General features: G+C 38.7%; 20 protein-coding genes and 1 riboswitch. Of the genes, 7 read left to right on the top strand and 13 right to left on the bottom strand.

Annotated features, from left to right (window positions below; all coding sequences use genetic code 11):
• Positions 1 to 170 precede the first annotated feature (170 nt).
• Positions 171 to 272, bottom strand: a riboswitch (SAM riboswitch).
• Positions 273 to 408: 136 nt separating this feature from the next.
• From LZF87_RS05480 to LZF87_RS05455, 6 genes are all read right to left on the bottom strand, one after another.
• The gene (locus LZF87_RS05480; protein WP_244342641.1) at positions 409 to 1,581 is read right to left on the bottom strand and encodes a trans-sulfuration enzyme family protein; all 1,173 of its coding nucleotides are present in this window, start codon (positions 1,579 to 1,581) and stop codon (positions 409 to 411) included.
• Between the two features lie 27 nt (positions 1,582 to 1,608).
• A complete protein-coding gene (thrA, locus tag LZF87_RS05475) occupies positions 1,609 to 4,026 on the bottom strand; it encodes a bifunctional aspartate kinase/homoserine dehydrogenase I (RefSeq protein WP_244342639.1) in 2,418 nt (805 codons plus the stop codon).
• On the bottom strand, positions 4,023 to 5,021 hold the full coding sequence (locus LZF87_RS05470) for an alpha/beta fold hydrolase (RefSeq protein WP_244342637.1): 999 nt from the start codon (positions 5,019 to 5,021) through the stop codon (positions 4,023 to 4,025). Before LZF87_RS05470 ends, thrA begins: the two co-directional genes overlap by 4 nt.
• Before the next feature lie 445 nt (positions 5,022 to 5,466).
• Positions 5,467 to 5,925 carry an OsmC family protein gene (locus LZF87_RS05465; RefSeq protein WP_244342635.1) on the bottom strand — a complete coding sequence of 153 codons (459 nt, stop codon included), beginning with the start codon at positions 5,923 to 5,925 and terminating at the stop codon, positions 5,467 to 5,469.
• 24 nt (positions 5,926 to 5,949) lie between these two features.
• Entirely contained in the window at positions 5,950 to 6,135 is a 186-nt protein-coding gene (locus tag LZF87_RS05460; RefSeq protein ID WP_244342633.1) for a hypothetical protein, read from the bottom strand.
• A 28-nt stretch (positions 6,136 to 6,163) separates the two neighbouring features.
• Positions 6,164 to 6,340 carry a hypothetical protein gene (locus tag LZF87_RS05455; protein ID WP_244342624.1) on the bottom strand — a complete coding sequence of 59 codons (177 nt, stop codon included), beginning with the start codon at positions 6,338 to 6,340 and terminating at the stop codon, positions 6,164 to 6,166.
• Between the two features lie 693 nt (positions 6,341 to 7,033).
• Here LZF87_RS05455 and metK point away from each other — a divergent pair.
• On the top strand, positions 7,034 to 8,284 hold the full coding sequence (gene metK / locus LZF87_RS05450) for a methionine adenosyltransferase (RefSeq protein WP_244342623.1): 1,251 nt from the start codon (positions 7,034 to 7,036) through the stop codon (positions 8,282 to 8,284).
• 187 nt (positions 8,285 to 8,471) lie between these two features.
• Here the strand turns inward: metK and LZF87_RS05445 are convergent, their stop codons facing one another.
• Both LZF87_RS05445 and LZF87_RS05440 read right to left on the bottom strand, forming a co-directional pair.
• The gene (locus LZF87_RS05445; RefSeq protein WP_244342614.1) at positions 8,472 to 11,273 is read right to left on the bottom strand and encodes a TonB-dependent receptor; all 2,802 of its coding nucleotides are present in this window, start codon (positions 11,271 to 11,273) and stop codon (positions 8,472 to 8,474) included.
• Positions 11,274 to 11,323: 50 nt separating this feature from the next.
• Positions 11,324 to 12,250 (bottom strand): GLPGLI family protein, encoded by a 927-nt coding sequence (locus LZF87_RS05440; RefSeq protein WP_244342612.1) that lies wholly within the window; start codon positions 12,248 to 12,250, stop codon positions 11,324 to 11,326.
• A 168-nt stretch (positions 12,251 to 12,418) separates the two neighbouring features.
• Between LZF87_RS05440 and LZF87_RS05435 the strand changes: the two genes are divergently transcribed.
• From LZF87_RS05435 to LZF87_RS05410, 6 genes are all read left to right on the top strand, one after another.
• Positions 12,419 to 13,210, top strand: coding sequence for a hypothetical protein (locus tag LZF87_RS05435; RefSeq protein WP_244342603.1), 792 nt, complete (start codon positions 12,419 to 12,421; stop codon positions 13,208 to 13,210).
• Positions 13,210 to 13,824, top strand: a complete 615-nt coding sequence (locus LZF87_RS05430; protein ID WP_023574610.1) for a deoxynucleoside kinase — start codon at positions 13,210 to 13,212, stop codon at positions 13,822 to 13,824. Before LZF87_RS05435 ends, LZF87_RS05430 begins: the two co-directional genes overlap by 1 nt.
• A gap of 100 nt (positions 13,825 to 13,924) precedes the next feature.
• On the top strand, positions 13,925 to 14,293 hold the full coding sequence (locus tag LZF87_RS05425; RefSeq protein WP_244342602.1) for a hypothetical protein: 369 nt from the start codon (positions 13,925 to 13,927) through the stop codon (positions 14,291 to 14,293).
• 149 nt (positions 14,294 to 14,442) lie between these two features.
• Entirely contained in the window at positions 14,443 to 14,859 is a 417-nt protein-coding gene (locus tag LZF87_RS05420) for a hypothetical protein (RefSeq protein WP_244342600.1), read from the top strand.
• A gap of 91 nt (positions 14,860 to 14,950) precedes the next feature.
• The gene (locus tag LZF87_RS05415; RefSeq protein ID WP_244342591.1) at positions 14,951 to 15,337 is read left to right on the top strand and encodes a hypothetical protein; all 387 of its coding nucleotides are present in this window, start codon (positions 14,951 to 14,953) and stop codon (positions 15,335 to 15,337) included.
• Positions 15,338 to 15,413: 76 nt separating this feature from the next.
• Entirely contained in the window at positions 15,414 to 15,797 is a 384-nt protein-coding gene (locus LZF87_RS05410; protein WP_244342589.1) for a hypothetical protein, read from the top strand.
• Here LZF87_RS05410 and LZF87_RS05405 read toward each other — a convergent pair.
• Genes LZF87_RS05405 through LZF87_RS05385 form a run of 5 tightly spaced genes read right to left on the bottom strand, consistent with a single transcriptional unit; the run spans position 15,788 to position 22,210 of the window.
• Positions 15,788 to 17,278 (bottom strand): beta-mannosidase, encoded by a 1,491-nt coding sequence (locus tag LZF87_RS05405; RefSeq protein ID WP_244342571.1) that lies wholly within the window; start codon positions 17,276 to 17,278, stop codon positions 15,788 to 15,790. The genes LZF87_RS05410 and LZF87_RS05405 overlap by 10 nt on opposite strands.
• Before the next feature lie 57 nt (positions 17,279 to 17,335).
• Positions 17,336 to 18,265, bottom strand: a complete 930-nt coding sequence (locus LZF87_RS05400) for a glycosyl hydrolase 2 galactose-binding domain-containing protein (protein ID WP_244342559.1) — start codon at positions 18,263 to 18,265, stop codon at positions 17,336 to 17,338.
• Positions 18,262 to 18,933 (bottom strand): copper homeostasis protein CutC, encoded by a 672-nt coding sequence (locus LZF87_RS05395; protein ID WP_244342557.1) that lies wholly within the window; start codon positions 18,931 to 18,933, stop codon positions 18,262 to 18,264. Before LZF87_RS05395 ends, LZF87_RS05400 begins: the two co-directional genes overlap by 4 nt.
• Entirely contained in the window at positions 18,930 to 19,931 is a 1,002-nt protein-coding gene (locus tag LZF87_RS05390; RefSeq protein ID WP_244342550.1) for an isoaspartyl peptidase/L-asparaginase family protein, read from the bottom strand. The genes LZF87_RS05395 and LZF87_RS05390 overlap by 4 nt, the downstream gene beginning before the upstream one ends.
• 11 nt (positions 19,932 to 19,942) lie before the next feature.
• Entirely contained in the window at positions 19,943 to 22,210 is a 2,268-nt protein-coding gene (locus LZF87_RS05385) for a glycoside hydrolase family 20 protein (protein WP_244342540.1), read from the bottom strand.
• Positions 22,211 to 22,261 lie beyond the last annotated feature (51 nt).

The raw sequence follows: 22,261 nt of genomic DNA, 5'->3' as shown, positions 1-22,261 counted from the left end.
GTTCAGTGAACACTTCGTGTTTGCAGCAACTACCTTGTAGTGCGGATAGCGGGAACACGGACAGCAAAAAAGCGCAAGCCTTTGCTTCGCCAATTCGCTATCGCTCGGGTTGCTCCCAATTCTAAACTATTTTGTTATCGTGAAATCAGAGAGATACCAAAAAAAGTATCCTGTTATCTGTCCACAATCAGTGGTAGAATGTAGCACCTTCTACGAGAGTAGGGTTGCCAAGGCTTCATCGGGTCTAGTCCCTCTGCCTTTCGTGATAACTCAGTCTGTATAAGAACGCTGCAAAGCTAACAACAAAAAATTAAATTCGGAAATTTTTTCTATTTTTAGCTTAATTTTTACGATTAAACAGATTTTTTTTCTTCAAAAATTTACGAAAACAATTTTTTAAACGGCCAACTAACTCAAAGCCTGTTGCAAATCGTTAATAACATCCTGAACCGTTTCCAATCCTACTGAAACACGAACCAGACCGTCGGTGATGCTTACCGCCAAACGTTCTTCTTCGGTTAATTTACTGTGGGTTGTAGAGGCAGGATGCGTCACGATTGTTCGCGTATCACCTAAATTGGCTGAAAGCGAGCACAGTTGAATTCTGTCTAAAAACTTACGGCCTGCTTCAATTCCGCCTTTGATTTCGAACGCCACAATATTTCCACCCAAACGCATTTGTTTTTTGGCGATTTCATACTGCGGATGCGACTTCAGGAACGGGTATTTCACCTGTTTTACATTCGGGTGATTTTCCAGAAATTCAGCGACTTTCAATGCATTTTCGCAATGTTTTTCCACACGGACTGGCAACGTTTCCAAGCTTTTTGATAACACCCAGGCATTGAACGGTGACAAAGCCGGCCCTGTATTTCTTGAAAACAAGTAAATCTCACGAATCAAATCGGTACGACCAACCGTGATTCCACCCAAAACACGCCCTTGTCCGTCGATTAATTTAGTTGCGGAATGCACTACCAAATCGGCTCCATACTGAATTGGATTCTGAATGTAAGGCGTAGCGAAACAGTTATCGATAATCAGAATCAGGTTGTGTTTTTTCGCTATCTGACCAAGTAATTCCAAGTCGATAATATCAACAGCGGGGTTAGTTGGCGATTCAGCGAAAAGTATTTTGGTATTGGGTTGAATAAAATTCTCTATCGTTTCCGGCTTGTTGATATCAAAATAACTGGTTGTGATGTTCCACTTCGGGAAATACTTTGTAAACAACGTGTGCGTCGAACCGAAAACACTGCCCACCGAAACGATGTGATCACCCGATTCCAGCAAAGCCGCGAAAGTGGAATAAATAGCCGCCATCCCGGTTGCAAAAGCATAACCCGCTTCGGCACCTTCCATCTGGCAGATTTTTTCCACAAACTCGCTCGTGTTTGGGTTTGTAAATCGGCTGTAGATATTTCGTTCTTTTTCTTCGGTGAAGGAAGCACGCATGTCTTCAGCATCTTCAAAGACGAAACTTGAGGTTAAGTATAAAGGAACGGAATGCTCCAAATATTGCGAACGTTCTGTTTGGGTGCGTATGGCTTGGGTTTCGAAACCGAATTCTGAATTACTCATTATATATATTGTTGTTGTTTATTTTAATTATTTAATTTTTTCAGCCAGACGTAAGATATCGCCAAAAACACCTCTGGCGGTTACGGCAGCTCCTGCTCCTGCTCCTTGGATTACGATTGGGTGTTCGCCATAGGATTCGGTGTAGATTTCAAAAATGGAATCCGAACCCTTGAGTTGTCCCAATGAACTTTCCTGCGGAACCGTCACTAGACTCACTTCCAGATTAGCACCGTTTTCCACCGATAAATCACCTGACAAATCTCCTACATAACGCAACACATGATTTTCGAATTGGTCTGTTTTTGTGTTTTGGTAAATCGGATTCAACTCTTCCAGTTGCGAAAGGAAACTATCCACACTGCCTTCGCGCAAGTTTTCCGGAATCAGGTTTTGGATTTTCACTTCGGAGAATTCATTGATTAAGTCCAGCTCCCTGGCAAGGATTAACAATTTTCGGCCCACATCATTTCCGTTCAGATCTTCGCGTGGATCCGGTTCTGTGAATCCTTTTTCAATAGCTTCCTTCAACACATCGCTGAATTTTTTATCCGATGCGGAAAACGTATTGAACAGATAGCTCAGTGTTCCTGAGAAAACGCCTCTGATACGGGTAATGTTTTCACCGGAATGATGCAGCAGACGAATCGTGTCGATTAGCGGCAATCCGGCACCCACGTTGGTTTCATACAAATAATTCTTCTGATAGAAATGAAGATTTTCACGCAGGTTTTTATAGAAACTGTATTCTTTAGTATTGGCAATTTTATTGGCCGAAACCAAATCGAAACCGTTTTTGATCAGTTCGACATAATTGGCGACGAAATCTTTACTTGCCGTAGTATCAATTGCGATTAAATTTCCTAAATGATGTTCTTTTACTGCATTTAGGATAGCTTCAACAGATGATTTTTGAGTTGTATTTTGCAATTCCGACTCCCAATTATTGGCAATACCTTTCGAATCGAAAATAAACTGACGGGAATTTGCGATTGCGACGATATTCAATTCGAGCCCCTTGCGCTGAATAATGTTTTCACGGCTTTCCAACAACTGATTGATCAGCGTTTTCCCTACAGTCCCGTGTCCGAAAATCACCAGATTTACTTTTTTGGTTATGCCGAAGATTTCACTGTGAATAACATTCAACGCTTTTTTAAGTTGTTTTCGCTCTACCACCAAACTCACATTTTTCCCGGTAACAGTATTGTTGAATAAAATCGGAACGATCTGGTTACGGATTAAAGCGTCGTAAGGTTTGTTGAAAGTAGCCAACTCCTGTCCGATGATTGAAATAACCGATACATTTTCTGTCAGATAAACGCAGCTCACATCTTGTGTATAGAAATCCAATTCGAATTCGGCCTCAATAGCATCTTTGGCTTTTTGGGCGTCTTTCGCATCCACCACCAAACCAATACCACGCTCTGAAGAACCTTGTGAAATGATGCTCACACTAATGTTGTTTTGTGCCAAAGCCCTGAAGATTCTGGCATCAATTCCGGGTTTCCCCAACAAACCACGTCCTTCCAGATTCACCAATACAACATTCTCCAAAACCGAAAGCGATTTGATTCCCTTTCTTGAATTTTCGGCATTGATTAATGTCCCGTTATGCGTATGATTAAATGTGTTTAAAATTCGCAATGGAATTTTCTTTTCTATCAACGGGATTATGGTTTTTGCATGCAGAATTGTAGCTCCGAAAGTAGCAATCTCATTGGCTTCCTCAAAAGACAACTGATCTATTTTTTTTGCGTCCGGCACTAAATCCGGATTGGCAGTAAAGATTCCGTCTACGTGAGTAAAGCTTTGCAGTTCTTCTGCTTCAAGATAATTAGCCAATAACGAGGCCGTAAAATTACTTCCGTTTCTTCCTAAAGTGGTAGTTTCGTTATCAGTACTTGAACCAATAAAACCTGTTACGATGTTTACCGTGGTACCATTGTTATTTTTGAAATGCGCCTGCACATTTTTGCGGGAAATAGTGTCTACTGGCTGAGCGTCTCCGAATTTAGCATCGGTTTTAATCAATTCTCGAGTATCTGAAAAATTAGCGTTCACTCCTTTCTCTTTCAATGCCTGCGTTACCACCTTCCCAGAAATCACTTCGCCTTGGGCCAACACATTGTCTTTTATTTTTTTGCTGTAATCCCCTAAAAGTGCAACACCTTCAAACAATTTTTCCAATAATGTGAATTCCGATGTCAAATCAACTGAAGAATTCCCACTCTGATAGTTTTTAAAATTTTCCAATTGCTCGCGGTAGACTTCATTCTTCTTTGCTTTTTCAAGAATTTCCTCTAATTCGTCAGTGGCATTACCGATAGCGGAAACAACCACCGCGATTTTCTCCTGCTTATTGACTTTATCTAAAATGATGCTTATTGCTTTATCGAAACCCTCGCCATAGGCTAAAGACTTTCCTCCGAATTTTAAAATTTTCATGCTAGTATAGTTTGTAGTTTAGTAGTTGTAAATATGTTTTTAAGAATAGTGCTTAATTGCTCAAACTCGATTAAAAAAGCGTCGTGCCCGTGAATGGATTGTATTTCCGAGTATACCACGTCTTTTTTTACAGTTTTCAGCATTTTATAAGTTTCCCTATTTTCTTCGGCTGTGAAGAAATAATCTGAATTCACTCCCACCAAATGAATCTTAGCAGAAGTTTCTTCTGCGAAAGCCAGCAGTTGTTCATTATCCATGTCCTCTCCAATGGTTTTCAACAAATGATTCATCAATTTGTAGGCTGCCAATTCAAAACGGCTTTCCAGTTTTTTTCCGTGATACTGAAGCCAACTTTCGATCTGATACAAATCCTGATCATCGTTTTTAGTACGGTTGAATTTCGCTTTCAGTGATTCCGGTGTTCGGTACAATAACATAGCGTGCATTCGGGCATCGTGGATTGGATTTTTTGAGTTGTTCAGAATCTGATCCTGCACCAAGACATTCGCAATCAACCAATCCGAAGATTTCCAGTCGGAAGCAATCGGGATCAAATGCTTAATACTGTTTGGTCTCAGAAAAGCCATTTCCCAGGCAATGCCACCACCAATACTTCCTCCAATCACTGCAAAAAGCTGTCTTATATTTAACGAATGAAGACCTTTCCAGATGAGTTTGGCTATATACCTTGTTGTTAAATCCTTATAATTCCCGATTAGATTTTCCGGATTTCCGTCGAAACCATTTCCGGGAATATTAAAGGAGATTACGGTATACGTATCTGTATCGATAGTTTTATTTTCACCGATTAGCTCATTCCACCATCCTTTTTCTCCGGTTACCTGTGAATTTCCGGTCAACGCATGATTCACCAGAACCACCGGAGCGGTACCGATTGGCTGGCCGAATACCTGATAATACAATGGTACCCATCCTTTATTTACCCCATTTTCAAGAGTGAAATCGAAAACATCTGTTCTTTGTAGTCCGTTCATTTATTATTCACTTTTTAAGACAACCAGCTTTTGCAACACAGAAAGATCTTTTTCAGCCAGTTATTATTTACCCTTTTTCGTTTTGATTTAAAAAATCTGTTTTTTGTATTCCACAAAAAAACCCCTGCGGAGTGCAGAGGTTTTAGCTGTGAATTCTATACTGATTAAATTAAGCATACAGCATCCTCTGCGGATATTCCCCCAACATCATACGCATCATCATTTGCTCAATTCTTTTCATTTTCATTTTTAATTATGGTGCAAATTTAGATATTTTTTCTAATTAAAAAAATAAAACAGTTATTTTTTCTAAAAACTTTCATTTTGAAGTGCTTTTGTAGATGTTTTTTCTGTTTATAAAAAACAACCTTGGCGAGTAAAAACAAAACTGCCTCCCTCAAAAACATATCGGGAGGCAGTTTAAAAACAAACAAACAATTTTTAACTAAGCAGCATTGTGCTGATTGTATTCTTTCAATAAAGTCAGCATGACCGGCGTGGAATTCATGAGATTATCACGCAGTGGACATCTTTCTTTTACGGTATCTATCCATTCCTTTAATAGCGTAAGCGGTGCCTCGGAAACAGGCTTCACAAGCACTTCAATTTTCCTGAAACCAGCCCTGGAACGGGTTTGCAGCCCTTCGATTTTTTTGGTTTCAAGTTCGCCGACAATTTCCACTTCCAGAGATTGCAATTCAATGCCCAATTCTTTCGCCACAATCAGACCTACGGCATTGATACTTCCGGCAAAACCCGCCAGAAGGTAATCGGTTGGACTCGGTCCTTCACCGGACTCTCCTGAAACCGAGTTACTGATAACAATATTGAAATTGTTGTTTTTTACCAGGAACTGATTGTCGGATCCCGAAACACCATTTATGGTTACAATTCTATTACTCATACCTTCTGATTTATCATTTAAGCATTAGACAAACAAGAATTCGTTTTCCTCTGCGTTGATTTGAAGGATTAACAATTCTGAATCAGCAATTAATCCTTCACTTACTGCTGCAACTGTAGTAAATAGACTTCCTAACAAATCGCTTTGTGCGTTTTCTATTGACGATACTATCGATTTAATTCTTCTTATTTTATTTTCTAAAACTGTCATGATATTATTTTTTATTGATTGAACTTAATTAGATGAACAGGAATTCATTTTCCTCCCCGTTGATTTGAACGATTAACAATTCTGAATCGGCAACCAATTCTTCACTTATTGCCGGTAATTGACTTACTAATAAATCGCTTTGCGCATTTTCTATTGATGACACTATCGATTTAATTCTTCTTATTTTATTTTTTAAAGCTGTCATGATTTTATATTTTTTTGATTGAATTTAATTTGAAATAAAAAAGTCCTTTCGGATTTGTTACCAAAAGGACTTTTACAGTTTGAACTATAACTTGAGATTAACTCATCCGATGTCGGTAACAACAATAATACAGGCAGTAGTGCTTACAAGCCCACTTCATGCGTTTCATAAATTTATTATTAATGGTTGTTGTTTTCATTTTTTATTTTTTTACGTATTTTTTTACGTTGTAATCGATTCAAAAAAAAAGCCTCTGCGATTTTGCAGAGGCTTAATTCTATATTTTAAATTTTACTTTCAATTTAAACAATAGCGCCCTCTGCGGATATATTCCACTTACAAGTATGCATATTTCGTTTAATTGAGTTCATTTTATTTTTCTTCTTATTTGATGGAGCAAATTTGATAACTAATTCTGGACTGACCAAATAAAAAAACAAATTTTAACATTTTTAATCACAGAAACACATCCAAACACCTCGTAATTACACTTTTATTGCGAATTCATAAAAATTAAAAAAATAACAAATTCCGTTTAAATATTAAATTTCTTTTATACATTTGCATCCGAAACAAGAGGAAAAATTTGAACTGATTGCAACCTCAATAAAAAATGCTAAAGCAGTACCCACTACTCCTTTAGGCAATCCCTGCAATTATTTTTCCTCACTAAAATTTAAAAATAATTAAATTATGGCTTATTTATTTACGTCAGAATCAGTGAGTGAAGGACATCCGGACAAAGTTGCGGACCAGATTTCAGATGCATTAATCGATAATTTTTTGGCCTTTGACGCCGATTCTAAAGTAGCTTGCGAAACTTTAGTTACTACAGGACAGGTTATTCTTGCAGGAGAAGTAAAATCCAAAACTTATTTGGATGTTCAGCAAATTGCGCGTGATGTAATCCGTAAAATCGGATATACAAAAAGCGAATACATGTTTGAAGCAAACTCATGTGGTGTTCTATCTGCCATTCATGAACAATCTCAGGATATCAATCAGGGAGTTGACCGTGCCAGCAAAGAAGAGCAAGGTGCCGGTGACCAGGGAATGATGTTTGGTTATGCAACTAATGAAACGTCTGATTACATGCCATTGGCTTTGGATTTATCACATAAGTTATTACAGGAGCTTGCTGCCTTAAGAAGAGAAAATTCCGCAATCACTTATTTACGTCCTGATGCAAAATCTCAGGTAACATTAGAATACGACAACAACAACAAACCGGTTCGTATTGATGCTATCGTAATCTCGACTCAACACGACGATTTCGATGCAGAAGCAGAAATGTTGGCTAAAATCAAGAAAGATATTATCGAAATTTTGATTCCGAGAATCATTGCGAAATATCCTCAATATGCACATTTATTCAACGATAAAATTCAGTACCACATTAACCCTACCGGAAAATTCGTTATTGGCGGACCTCACGGAGATACAGGATTAACTGGAAGAAAAATTATCGTGGATACTTATGGCGGAAAAGGTGCTCACGGTGGTGGTGCTTTCTCAGGAAAAGACCCTTCTAAAGTAGACCGTTCTGCAGCTTATGCTACGCGCCACATCGCTAAAAACCTGGTAGCGGCAGGAATCGCTGACGAGATTTTAGTTCAGGTTTCTTATGCTATCGGTGTAGCAAAACCAATGGGAATCTACATCAACACTTACGGAACTTCTAAAGTAAGTTTAACTGATGGGGAAATCGCTAAAAAAGTAGAAGCTATTTTCGATATGCGTCCTTACTTCATCGAACAGCGTTTGAAATTGAGAAACCCGATTTACAGTGAAACGGCTGCTTACGGACACATGGGACGTAAACCAGAAACCGTTACCAAAACTTTCAAATCACCAGGCGGAGAAGAGAAAACAGTAACCGTAGAATTATTTACTTGGGAAAAACTGGATTATGTTGACCAGGTAAAAGCGGCTTTCGGATTATAATCGAAAACTTTTAAACATAAAAAACCATCTGTAACAACAGATGGTTTTTTTATTATTCTTCACAGAGAATACTCTGCAAAAACATTCATAAAAGAGGATAAAATCACAAATCCAAAGACTTTATAATATCTTTTCAACGGCTTCTTTTTCTGTTCTGTTCATAAATTTATTAAAGATAACAAACCTGTTACAATGCATATTTAAGACTCAGAATTAAATAGCGTGACTGAACCGCATAACTCGAAAAACTACTCGTTCCTCCTAACTGATTAAAACTACTATCGTTAATCGATTTTGTATCTAATAAATTGGTTCCTGATAATTTCCATTCCCATTTACTGTCTTTCTTTTGATACATCAACGCAGCAGAAAGAAAATCGTATTCAGTATCTGACGTTTCCGATTTATTACGATTATGATAGAATGAATAGTCCGACGTAAACGAAAACGCATCAAGGAAATAATATTCCAACGTTACCGACGGACTGTCAACATAGAACGTATCACTTGAAAAATCATTAACGGTATAATTATAAGCCAACTGCACATTCGGAATCTTTTTGAAATTGGTTGAGAATTTCAGGTTATAATTTTGCGTATAGGATTCGGTAGTCTGCACCTCGCTTGGATTGTTGTCCGGATTGGCATCTGCGTCTGCAAAAACGCGGATGTTATTAAACTTACTCCAGTTCAGACTGGCACCGAAAGAAGCCTTGTAATAGCGAAGGAAAGAGCGCCCGTAAGTACCACTCCCCGAAATAGTCTCGTCCGCAAAATTCGAATTCATATTAACCGAAGACGAAATCTGATTAATCCCCACAAACAACACTTTGCTTTTTATCGCATCGACCTGCTTGGTATAAGTAAGATTAGCAAAAATATTCTCAAAATTGAACATATTATATTTAAAATAACGCAGGGAATGCACCTGAGACAATGAATTCTCAAGCATTCGGTTTCCTCCAAACAAACTGTTGTAATTAGAAAACACATATCCCTCCGCCAATTTATTGATATCGGTAAAATTATTGGTCATGGAATAGTTATATGTTAGTGTTTCTGATTTTTTCAGTTGCCAAAGCGCGTAGAAATCAGGCAGGAACCTATTGAACGAATTTTTGTTTGATGTGCCCAGCTGCTCATCATTAGTCTGATAATTGTGTACGCTGAAACCGGGATTGAACGTGAATTTTCCGGTCATGAATTTATAATGCAATGCTGCAAAAACATCATTAAAGGCATAATTCACATCATTGTTATTTGTCGGATCATTCAGATCGTTCTGCGAACCATTGTCTAAAATCTGGAAAATATGGGAATTAAAGTTCTGATACGAGTAGGTATTCCCGAAAGTAAAATTGATATTACTCTTTGGCGTTACCATGTAATAATAGTCAAATTTAGCATCTACCTTATTGGTTTTTACAAAACGATTTTGGTTGATATCATTTCGGCTCTGATCAGCATCATATCCCGGCAGTAAGATTGGCTGATCAGGTATGTTCACAAATGGCAAGAAGGCTAAATTTGCATTATAAAAAGGATCCTCATCCTGATATAAATGCTGCATTTCAAAAGCAAAAACATTCTTATCATCCAGCGTATAATAGTAATTCAGGTTCTGATTGAAAGAAAACGGATTTTGTTTCTTTTTCGAGTAAACATCATTGTACTGCGGTACTGAAACCCCGTTAAGAGTCGTCACGGAATTAGATATCAATGACGTGTTTTCATCCTGCTTAGAACCTTTAACCAAAGCATCATAGTCGAAATGCACTTTATCTGACGGCACATAACTTGAACTCAATTTAAAAAAGCCTAAATTACTGTCTTGTTTCGTAGCCGATGTTTCGTCATTAACCGTTGTTGACTGATCGGTTCCCCCTGTTGAATTTGGTCTTTCGTCAATACGTGTCGATTTTACATTGGTCAGCAAATCGGTTTTACTTCCCATTAAAATTCCGAAACCGCTTATGGTCCATGCTTTTGACGGATTATAACTGAAATTGGCTGCTCCGAATTTCGTATCGATTTCCTTTGCCTGATTGTTACGCAGGGTCATTATCCCCAAATCGTTGGAAGCCACGTTAAAACTGGTTCCGCCTCTCCGCATCATGTTTTTGAATCCACCCGTAAACTTGAAATAATCCTGCATTGTGAGTGGTAATTCACCGATGTTGTTGAAATTCCCGATGACGTTCACACTGTATTCCGGATTGTAGTAAAACAGCTTTGGATTGACAATATGCCGGTCTTCATCATGCCCGACGCCAATACCGGCTGTCATGTCACCAAACCAGAAGTTCTTTTTTCCTTCCTTCAACTTGATATTAATTGCTACATTTTCCTCGTTGTTTTCAAGGCCTTTCAGATTGCTCACTTCGTTATAATTTCTGAGTACCTGAATTTTATCTAAAGCATCGGCAGGGATATTTTTAGTAGCGATTTTGGTATCTCCATCAAAGAAATCCTTGCCTTCTACCATAATTTTCTGAACCTTTTTGCCTTCCACCTGAATCTCACCGTCTTTGTTCACCTCAACTCCAGGTAGCTTTTTCAGTACATCTTCCAGTTTTCGTTCGGTACCATTTCTGAAGGAATCCGAATTGTAAATAATGGTATCCCCACTGATGGAAACAGGCATTTCCTTTACGATTTCTATTTCGTTAAGCATCGTTCCTTCCTTCAGAACGATGTTTCTAACGATGTTTTCAGTTCCGGTTTTTATAGTGGTTTCATAAGGCTGAAACCCTACATAACTTACTTTTATGTCATAGACAGCATTAGGATGCAATGAAATCTGAAAACGTCCTTTTTCATTGGTGATGGAATAGCCATCCATAGCCTTTGTTGCCTGATTCACAGCCATAATATTGGCCATTTCCAAAGCTACTCCAGTCGTATCTTTGATCACGCCTTCAAATTTCACATCCTGCGCGAAAGTGATTGTTGTTATTAAGAACATAACAACAAGATATATTTTCTTCATAAAGCGGTTTTGAAATAACAGATTAAATGGTAATTAAATAATTATGCATTTTAGTGTACCATTCTGACTCCTCCTCTGTTTCCGCCTTGCGACTGCCATTGCTCGCGCATTTCTTCCATTTTCTTGGTTACGATTTCGTCGAATTCTTTTTGTTTGACAACCTTTCCGTTTTTAGGTGCTTTGATCTCAACCTTATCTTTCGTATTCATCACCAGTTTTGAACACATGATTACGGTTTTTCCATCGTTTACTTCAAGAATAAGCCCTGGCAATCCCCAGTAACCTTCAGGCCCCTGATTGATTGGGATTTCAGGAGCGTACCACGCCGTAATCTCGATTTCTTTCGGCATATCAAATTCAGACATCATAAAACCGCCTCTTCTTTCTTTAGAAGCCTCTTCTTTCTTACCTTCCTCTCCTTTTTTAGCCTCACCTTCTTTCTTGGCTTCTCCCTCTTTTTTAAGGCGTGCATTTCTGAAATCAGATGCGTCTACCGGTTTTATAGCCGTAGCTTTAAAGCAGTTATACTCGCCAATTTTTTTGGTTTCGCCAGTCATTTTCCATTTCAGTTTAGGCAAGGAATCAACGATCAAAAATTCTTTCCCCATAAATTCCTTATCAACGGTATAGGTTTTCTCCTTTACGTTTTTATAGTACGTTCCGCCGCCGCCCATCATGGAACTCATCATTCTCATTCGTCCCCCATTTTGACCCGGAGCCTCTAATTTTTCTTCTTCTTTATAAATCGAACTGGTTTTGTCAAAGTTGAGAATGAATGTTTTTTCGAACATTTTCTTCATTCGCTCTTCCATCATTTTTCTCATTTCCGGAGTAACATCTTTGTTTCCGTCCATTCGGGCTTTAAATTCGGCAGTACTCGTTTTGGATTCATACACGGCCATACCCTGGAATTCCTGTGCAAATGAGGCAAGTGAAGCACAAAATATTGCAATTAATGTCAACGAAAGTTTTTTCATAATTTTCTAAAGTTAATTGAGACTTATAAGACGTTTGAAACGCTGTTTTGTTACAAAATTCTTTGTTTGACTACAATTATGACAAAAGGTTTAAAACAGAAAAACTTATCATAAAAACAAGTTCTTACCATTGTAATTTTCTTCGTTATTTTTGTAATTTGTCACGCTATGCTCAGATTTTTAAAAATAACGCTGTTCTTGCTTTTTTCTTTTGGTTTTAGCCAGGAGAAAAAAATCAACATTACATTTATCTCTTCCGAAAAAACGGAGACCGATTCGTTTGTAGGCCGGGATGCCTTTGGCTTTAACTATTACGTTAAGGATAATGTTCTAAAAAAAGAAAGCAGCCTGAAAAAACAAGAGTACAAAAACCTGGCTTTGGGAAAAATCGAAAAAGTCGACCTACAGAATCCACTGCAACTGGTCCTGTTTTACAAAGAAATGAATGCCGTGGTTTTATTGGACAACCAACTGAATGAAACCGTAAAGATTAATTTTTCGGAAACCAATCCGGAATTACAACCGCAGTGGGTATGCATGGCTTCTCAAAACCAACTCTGGCTGTTTGATTTCGCCACCCAGAAATTAGGGCTTTACAATTACCTCAAAAGAACATTCAACCCCATTACCGTTGTTTTTGAATCGCCTATTGCCAAAACCCAATCCGACTACAACTATTTTTACTGGATCAACAAAGAGAATCAATTGTTTGCCTCTAATATTTTCGGCAAGATAAATTTCCTCGGTAATGTTCCGGAATATGACAGCATGCAGATTGTATCTTCAAAACAACTATTGTTAAAAAAAGGCACAATTTTAAGTATTTATGACTTAGAAAAAGAAACTTCACAAATCCTTCCGCTACAAGAAAAAAGCATTGAAAGTTTCTATTACAGAGAACAAATTTTATCTATTTTTACCGGCAACGAAATCAGGAATTATAAACTAATATTACCATAATGCATATAGCTGTAGCAGGAAACATTGGTGCCGGAAAAACGACTTTAACCCGACTTTTATCAAAACATTACAAATGGGAACCGCATTATGAAGATGTGGTAGATAATCCCTATCTGGATGATTTTTATCATTCGATGGATCGCTGGTCGTTTAATTTGCAGATTTACTTCCTGAACAGCCGTTTTCGCCAGGTATTGCAAATCCGTGAAACCGGAAAAAAATTCATTCAGGACAGAACAATTTATGAGGATGCTCATATCTTCGCCCCCAATCTGCACACTATGGGACTAATGAGCAATCGCGATTTCGAGAATTATTCCACTCTGTTTGAAATGATGGAGAATCTCGTAGGAGCTCCTGATTTATTGATTTACCTGAGAAGTTCCATTCCAAACCTTGTAGGACAGATTCACAAAAGAGGACGTGAATATGAAAATACGATTTCCATAGATTACCTGAGCCGATTGAACGAACGCTACGAAGCTTGGGCCCAAACCTACAACAAAGGGAAGTTATTGATTATCGACGTAGACACTACCGATTTTGTCAATAACCCGGAACATTTAGGAAATGTAATCAACAGAATTGATGCCGAAATAAACGGATTATTTTAAACTAAAAGCCTCTGATATTGAGGCTTTTTTTGTAACTTTATATACCTCTCTACCAAAGAATTCAAATGTTTATTGAAGGTTAATTTAAAGTCATTGGGTTATGAAAGTACTTTACAAAAAAGCCCCAATCGTAAGTATCTTTCTCTCCATGCCTTTACTTTTACAATGCTGTAGTACATACGACAAAGTTCCTATAAGTTTGGATAATGCAGTTGTGGCAAACACTAAAGTGAAAGTCACTACTGCCAGTAACAAAAAATACAAATTCCGAAAAATACAGAGAACTGACGGTGTATATTACGGCCTTGCTGAAGTTAGGGATCAAATAGTAAGAGTTCCTATAGAGAAAGATGAAATTCGAAACATTCGTGCAGCCAGCATACCGGCCTCAGCGGATTCATCCTCAGGGACAGCCAATATTGCCATCATGGTTCTATATGTAATAGGGCTAACCGCTCCAGGACATTAGACCAGCAGTGATAAGGCCAGTCTTTATACAACAAAGCACATTTTAAACAGAAAAGCCTCTCGTAACGAGGTTTTTTTTTTGTAATTTTATATACCCCACTACAAAACTGCTGATGCCCAGACGGATTATTAACATTAAACCGTTACGTCATGAAAGTACTTTACAAAAATGCCCGTATCCTAAGTTTACTTCTGTCCTTCATGTTTCTTTTGCAAAGCTGCGTAGTGTATCATAAAACAGCAATGAGTTTTGACGAAGCTGTTGCGGCTAATAAAAGAATGAAAGTCACTACTACAGACAACAAGAAATACAAATTCAAAAGAATCCTCAAATCGGACAGCACATATTACGGACTCACCTTAGTAAGAAATCAAATGGTAAAAGTTCCGCTGCACACGGATAAAATTCAAAGTATTCGTCCCGTTAACGGAGTAGCTTCTGTCTTTTTAACCATTGGAGTTGTTTTTATATCATATGTCGGATTAATTGCCCTAGCTTGGGCCGCCGACGACGACGACGTGTACATAGGGGGTGGGCACGTCCAATCTGGGCAACATCCATACTAATTTTCTAAAGCATACAGAAATTATAAAAAGAGAAATTTGATCCTCAAAACCTATTGAGGGTCACGGATTATTAACTATAAATCGTTGCATCATGAAAGTACTTTACAAAAAGATTCAAATCATAAGTTTACTTCTATCTTTTATTTTTCTTTTACAAAGTTGTCATGTTTATCATAAAGTTCCGATAAGTCTGGATGAAGCTGTCGCTGCTAATAAAAGAATGAAAGTCACTACTACAGACGACAAGAAACACAAATTCAGAAAAATAGAAAAGTCGGATAGCACCTATTACGGTATTGTCAAAACTAGGGGACAAAAAGTAAAAGTGCCATTGGAGATAGAAAAAATCAAGAGTATCCATCCGGTCAACAAAGAAGGTTCTACACTTTTATCGGTCGGAATTGTTGTGGTTCCAATTGGCATTTTAATGATCATTGCAATGACGTCTGACCTTGGTTACGCGGAAGTACCTAATTAACTTTTTCAAATGAACAAGACAAGAAAACAAGAAAAATCAATAACCCCGCGGATGATTAACTATAAATAGCTGAGTCATGAAAACACTTTACAAAAAGACCCAAATCCTTAGTATACTATTAGCCCTTATTTTTCTTTTTCAGGGTTGTCATGTTTATTCAAGCATCCCAATAAGTTTAGATGAAGCTGCCACAGCAAACAGAAGAATAAAAATCACCACTATAGATAACAAAAAACACAAATACCTGAAGGTCGAAAAATCAGACAGCATGTATTATGGACACACTAAAAACTATGGGAAGATGAAAAAAGTCCTGATTGAGAAAAACAAAATTAAAAGTGTCCGTCAAGCCGACAAAACAACATCAACAATTGCTACAGTTGGAACTATCACATTTGTTTCTGTAGTTGTTTTGGCTTTTATATTTTTCATAGAAAACGATGGCTTTTATTATTGGTAAACGAATGCATTCAGAGTCTTTAGCTGCATATTTTTCGAATCCCCTTTAATGTGAATCACCTTTTTTTCGTTAGGGAGCAAATCAAAATAATTATCACTAAAATGACCTCTATCGGATGAAAGAAAAACGTTTTTAGCTAAAACATCCGTAGTTAATTCCACCGTATTTTCATCTAAATGAGTTGCGGAGATTTTCGGCTGCTTCAATTCTAAATCTTTCGGCTTCACGAAATAATACAATGCAGATAAAATTTCTCTATCATAAAACTTAATTTTACCTGAAAGTACGATTTCTTTGTGATTGAAACTTGCAAATTCACTTTTATCGATTGAATAATACATTTTACTTGTATTTTCTTCCACTCGAATTTCCGAGGCCGATCTCCACAAGACTTTACCATTAAAATCAACCAATTCCAGTTGCAGCATTCCTTTTTTGGACTTCACGTCATCATTAACCACATAAACTTTATATTGATTATCTTCTTCTGCAACTGAAACCAAAATACTTTCAAAACTACGCTTCGCCTGATAATGAAAGGCTTTCCAGTTCCCAAAATAATCCACCGAACTCCACGAAGTCACCGGCCAACAGTCATTGAGCTGCCAATACAAACTTCCCATGCAATACGGTTTTGCCCTGCGATGGGCCTCAATAGTTGTTTTCATCCCTTCTGCCTGCAAAAGCTGCGAAACATAAACATAGTCCTCAAACGTTGAGGGCACCTTATAATCGCGCTCCATATACGTTTGAATGGTCTGATAACCTGTCGGATGCTTCTGATGGTTTTTTACGGCTTCGGAAGTAAGATTTAGATCGCTTTCATTGGCAAACGTTTTAAATGTTCTCATATCCGGCATTCCCTGAAAACCATATTCACTCATAAAACGGCCGACTTTCTTCTTGTAAATTTCAAAAGGTTCCATACCCCACCAAATGCCCCAATAATGGGAATCCCCCTGAAGCAAGCTCTCCTTTCTCCCCCAACCGATTGACGGTGATGACGGCCAATACAGGTTCTTCTCTTTTGACAAAAGACTGTCAAGTGTTTTCGGGATCAGTTCGTGAAACAATTTTTTATAGTCGTTCCAGATTCTAGCCGAATCTTTCTCAGAATATTTGTATTGTTTTTGCCAGCCCCAATTATGCCAGCCTTCATCGTTTTCGTTGTTCCCGCACCAGATGGCCAGACTCGGATGGTTCTGCAGTCGGTTGACATTATCGACAACCTCCATCTTTACATTACCCAGAAAGGCTTCGTCACCCGGATACATCGCACAGGCAAACATAAAATCCTGCCAGACCAGAATTCCGTTTTTATCGCACTCATTGTAAAAAGCATCGTCGGGATACACACCGCCACCCCAAACCCTCAACATGTTCATATTGGCATCGACAGCATTTTTTACGATATTTTTATAAACAGAATCGTTTACTTTTGGCAGAAAACTGTCGGGCGGAATATAGTTGGCGCCTTTCATGAAAACCGGAACACCATTGAGCTTAAAATAAAAGCTTTTTCCGAGATTGTCCTTTTCCTAAACCAGCTCAATGGTCCGCAAACCAATATTCAGTTCTTTTTTATCCAAAACAATTGTCCCACCAGAAAGAGTAATGGCAAACGGATACAAATAGGCCTCTCCCAAACCATTGCTCCACCAACGTTTGGGATTTCTGATTTCATATCCTATTTTCAGATTGTTCTTCCCATTTTTTAGCAGAAAAGCAACTGATTTTTCATTTATCGTCAACTGATAGTTTGCGGCTTTTTGAGAATTCACCACAACATCAAAAATCAATTCTGCTTTTTCATCGGTAAGTGACTTTTGCTCATACTTTATATTTTCGATGGTTGCCGAATTCCAGAAATGCAACTGCACTTTTTTCCATATTCCCGCTGTAACAAAACGAGGCCCCCAATCCCAACCGTACTGATATTGTGCCTTTCGGGAAAATATCTTTTCATCGCCGGGCAAGGTATAGGGAAGATTTTTAGCTGCTTTTTTCCCTTTTTTAACGGCCGACTGAAATACAACCTGTAATTTATTTTCACCCTGTTTCAAGTAATTCTTAACCTCAACTTTCCAGGTTCGGAACATATTATCGGCTTTCAAAACCGATTTCCCATTTAGAAAAACTTCGGCATACGTATCCAGACCATCAAACTGCAATTCGATATTTTCGCTTTCGGAATCTTTGGCAGAAACAGTAAACGAAGTTTCATATTCCCAGTCTTCATTTTCAATCCACTGCAGTTCTTTTTCATTGGCTCCGAAAAAAGGATCCGGAATCATTTTATTGCGCAACAAATCCGTATGAACCGTTCCCGGTACAGACGCCTGACTCCATTTAGCATCGCCTTCCTTTCTGAATTTCCAGTTTTCCTTTCCCAAATCGGAATAGGAATTTTGAGCCAAAATGAACATCGGCCAACAGAAAACAAAAAGAAATCTCAAAAAAACTTTCATTCGTTTAAATTAGATTTCAAGACCTTAACCTCATCAATGGAAGCTATTTCACTTCCATCTGTAATGGCAGAAGAATGGTAAAACCCGGCATTGGTTTGGTCTTGAAGTAACTCGATATTAGTCGAACGTAAGCCACCACCTGGCATTATTACTATTCTGTTACTCGCTTTTTGCACCAATTGCTTTAGCACAGTGATTCCTTCCACCACATTGGGCATTGTTCCGGAAGTAAGGATAGTTGAAAACCCGCATTGAATTACGTTCTCTAACGACAAAAAAACGTCGTGAACCTCATCAAAGGCCCTATGAAACGTACACGGAAGCGGTTTTGCTAATTCTACTAATTCAGAATTTCGCTGTACATCAATACTTTTATCCGCATTTAAAATTCCGAAAACAAATCCGTTTACACCAAGGGTTTTGAATTGCACGATTTCATTTTTCATCTGCTGAAATTCTTCTTCGGTATACACAAAATCACCACCTCTGGGACGGATCATCACATATAAATCAATATCTAATTTTTTGCGGGTTTGCCTTGTAGCCTCAAAATCTGGCGTGGTTCCGCCTTCTTTTATATTGTCGCAAAGTTCTACCCTGTCGGCTCCGCCTTGTTGCGCAATTATTGCAGACTCAGGATTAAAACAAGCTATTTCTAATTTCTTCATGATTTCAAAAAGTAATCGGCATCAATTAATTTATTTCCGGTTTCATCATATTTCGCATAATTGAACCCACCCTGAACGCAATATGCGCCGTGCTCTCCTTTTTTGTTCAATGCGATGAATCCGACTTGAATATCCTTAAGATTTTTGTTTCGGATTTTGGTCAGCTTTACAATTCGGGCAACCGCTTCCTCACATGCTTTTTGTGGAGATCTCCCCTGACGCATCAGTTCCACCACCAAATGGCAACCCGTAATTCGGATTACTTCTTCGCCGTGTCCTGTGGCTGTCGCGGCACCGATTTCGTTATCCACGTACAGTCCGGCACCTAATATTGGCGAATCACCCACGCGGCCATGCATTTTGTATGCCAATCCGCTTGTGGTACACGCACCTGAAAGGTTTCCGTGCGCATCCAAGGCAATCATTCCGATGGTATCGTGATTTTCTATATTTGCTTTGGGATGATATTGGCTGGTTTTCAGCCACTCTTTCCATTCTTTTTCAGAAGCTTCCACCAACAGATTTTCTTTTTTAAATCCTTGGTTCAAGGCAAATTGCAGAGCCCCATCGCCTACCAACATTACGTGAGGCGTTTTTTCCATCACGGCACGGGCCACACTAATTGGATGTTTGATGTATTCTAAACAGGCAACCGAACCGATATTGGAAAACTCATCCATAATGCATGCATCTAAAGTTACCCTTCCTTCACGGTCAGGACGCCCGCCGTAACCAACACTGCGCTCATTCGGGTCGCTTTCCGGGATTCTTACACCGGCTTCCACCGCATCGAGGGCACGTCCATTATTCTTAAGAACATCCCATGCCGCTGCATTGGCCGGAATTCCGAAATTCCATGTAGAAAGCACAATGGGTTTCTTTACTTTCCCTGAAGGAAAAATCACTTCGTTTCCTTCCGTTTTTCCACGGAAGCCATTCAAGGCTACCGCTACTGAAGCGATGGCTGTTGTCTTTAAAAAATTCCTGCGATTTGCCATATTTTTACTTTTTATTCCACCATAATTTCATCCACAAACAACCAGCAATCCGAGCCCGCACCCGGTTTCCCTTCCGGAATTTTGCCCGCGTTTGGAGCTGTAACTTTGATGTATTTTACTTTTTGCTTATCAAATGTGATTGCAGCCACACCTCTCTGTTGAATGATTTCCTCAACAGTGACTTTCTTCACAGAACGAAACATTTTACCATCTGCCGACACCAAAACTTCAACATACTTCGGATAATAGATCCAACTTCCTTCACTGGTTAAAACATCAACCGTTACTTTTGAAACATCTTGTTTCTTCCCCAAATCGATGGTCGCATCCAAATCTTTTCCCCAGAAACCAATCCAGTCGCGCCCGTATTTCTCCATATTTCCGCGCATTCCGTCTACCAGAGTAAATGAACCTCCGATTCCGTAATTCCCATGAGGCTGATTCACCAGACTTATTTTCTTTCCGGTTGATTTTGTAATGAAAAACGGTTGCTCGATTATGGCGCTTTTCTGTTTCCCATTTTCAAAATAAGCCGCTTTTACGGTTTGGCTTTCTGTAACTGAAATAGGTTTTTCATATTTATTCGAAGCTGCGGTCGGATTCGTTCCGTCAGTGGTAAAACAGATACCTTCTTTTGTCGATTTCAGCAGGAAGACAACGCCCTGCCTTTTATCAGACGGACTAACTTTGGAGGTCACTTCAAACAGTGCCTTACTGTAATTGATACCTTTTGCTTCATAAACCGAAAAATGCTGTATCAAGCGGTTTTGAAAATCCTGATACTTCGACGCATCGGAAGTTCCCCAAACCACTTCCGTCAAAGCGGCCATACGTGGCATAATCATGTATTCGACATGCTCAGGCGTATTCATGTATTCGGTCCAGACATTTCCCTGGGCGCCCAATATATATTTTGCTTCCTCCGAAGTCAGCTCTTTTGGAGTCGGTTCAAACGAATATACTTTTTCTACTGTTGTGTATCCGCCGATGGCAACCGGCTCGTTTTTGGGCTCTCCCTGATAATGGTCGAAATAACAATGCGAGCCCGGTGTCATTACAGCCTTATGTTTTTGTTTTGCCGCTGTAATTCCGCCTTCCGTACCACGCCAGCTCATTACAGCTGCATTAGGCGCCAATCCGCCTTCCAGGATTTCATCCCAACCGATAATTTGTCTTCCTTTGGAATTTAGGAATTTCTCAATTCGTCTGATGAAATAACTTTGTAATTCGTGTTCATCATTCAACCCTTCTTTTTTGATGAGTGCCTGACAGTGAGCGCAGTTCTTCCAACGTGTTTTCGGACTTTCATCACCACCGATATGAATGTATTCTGATGGAAATAAATCCAGAACTTCGGTCAGGACATTCTGCAAAAATTCGAATGTCTCTTCTTTAGGACAATACACATCATCCAAAACACCCCATTGCATCGCTACTTCAAACGGTCCGCCGGTACATGATAACTCCTGATACGCCGCTAAAGCCGCTTGGGAATGGCCAGGCATTTCAATTTCGGGAACGACAGTGATGTGGCGTTCATTGGCATAGGCAACGATTTCTTTAATTTCTTCCTGCGTATAAAATCCGCCGTACTTTTTGTCGTCAAACTTCTGATCGTTATAATGTCCTACCATAGATCCATTGCGCCAGGCGCCTACTTCAGTTAATTTCGGATATTTTTTGATTTCGATACGCCAACCCTGGTCTTCGGTTAAATGCCAGTGAAAAGTATTCATTTTGTACATCGCCAAATAATCTATATATTTTTTGATGAATTCCTTTGGAAAGAAATGACGTCCGACATCTAAATGCATTCCGCGCCAAACGTATTTTGGTTCGTCTTTTATTTCGAGACACGGGATTTTCAGTTCGGCTTTTTTTTCGACCGGAAGCAATTGTTCCAATGTCTGAAACGCGTAAAACAGTCCTATGTTCCCTTTGGAGAAAATCTGTATTTTTGAATTGCCTACTTTCAACTCATATTCACCCGATTGATTGTCTTTCGGATTTTCAACCTGGATCTGAATTGTCTTCAGCGGACTCTTGGAATTGTTTGTTGTTTTCAGTTCGAATCCGTATGCCGATTTTAAAAACTGGTTGAACAGCTTAATTTCTGTATTGCTTTCTGAATTACCAATCAGAATAAGTGTTGTATGGTTTAAAACGAAGTTCCCGTCTTTTTGAACCAATTCTTTGGGTTTCGGAATTAACGGCAATGGATTTTGCGAAAAGGCACTATTGAAAAGCAATACTAAAAATACAATTAGTCTAGAAGTCATGGAAGTGTTGTTTGTCTTTGGCTAATTTATATAAAAAAGATAAGAAAAATG

Origin of the sequence: Flavobacterium enshiense (assembly GCF_022836875.1) — a bacterium.
GTDB lineage: Bacteria > Bacteroidota > Bacteroidia > Flavobacteriales > Flavobacteriaceae > Flavobacterium > Flavobacterium enshiense_A.
Note: the sequence above shows the minus strand (reverse complement) of the source record. Positions and strands in the feature narration are given on the sequence as shown.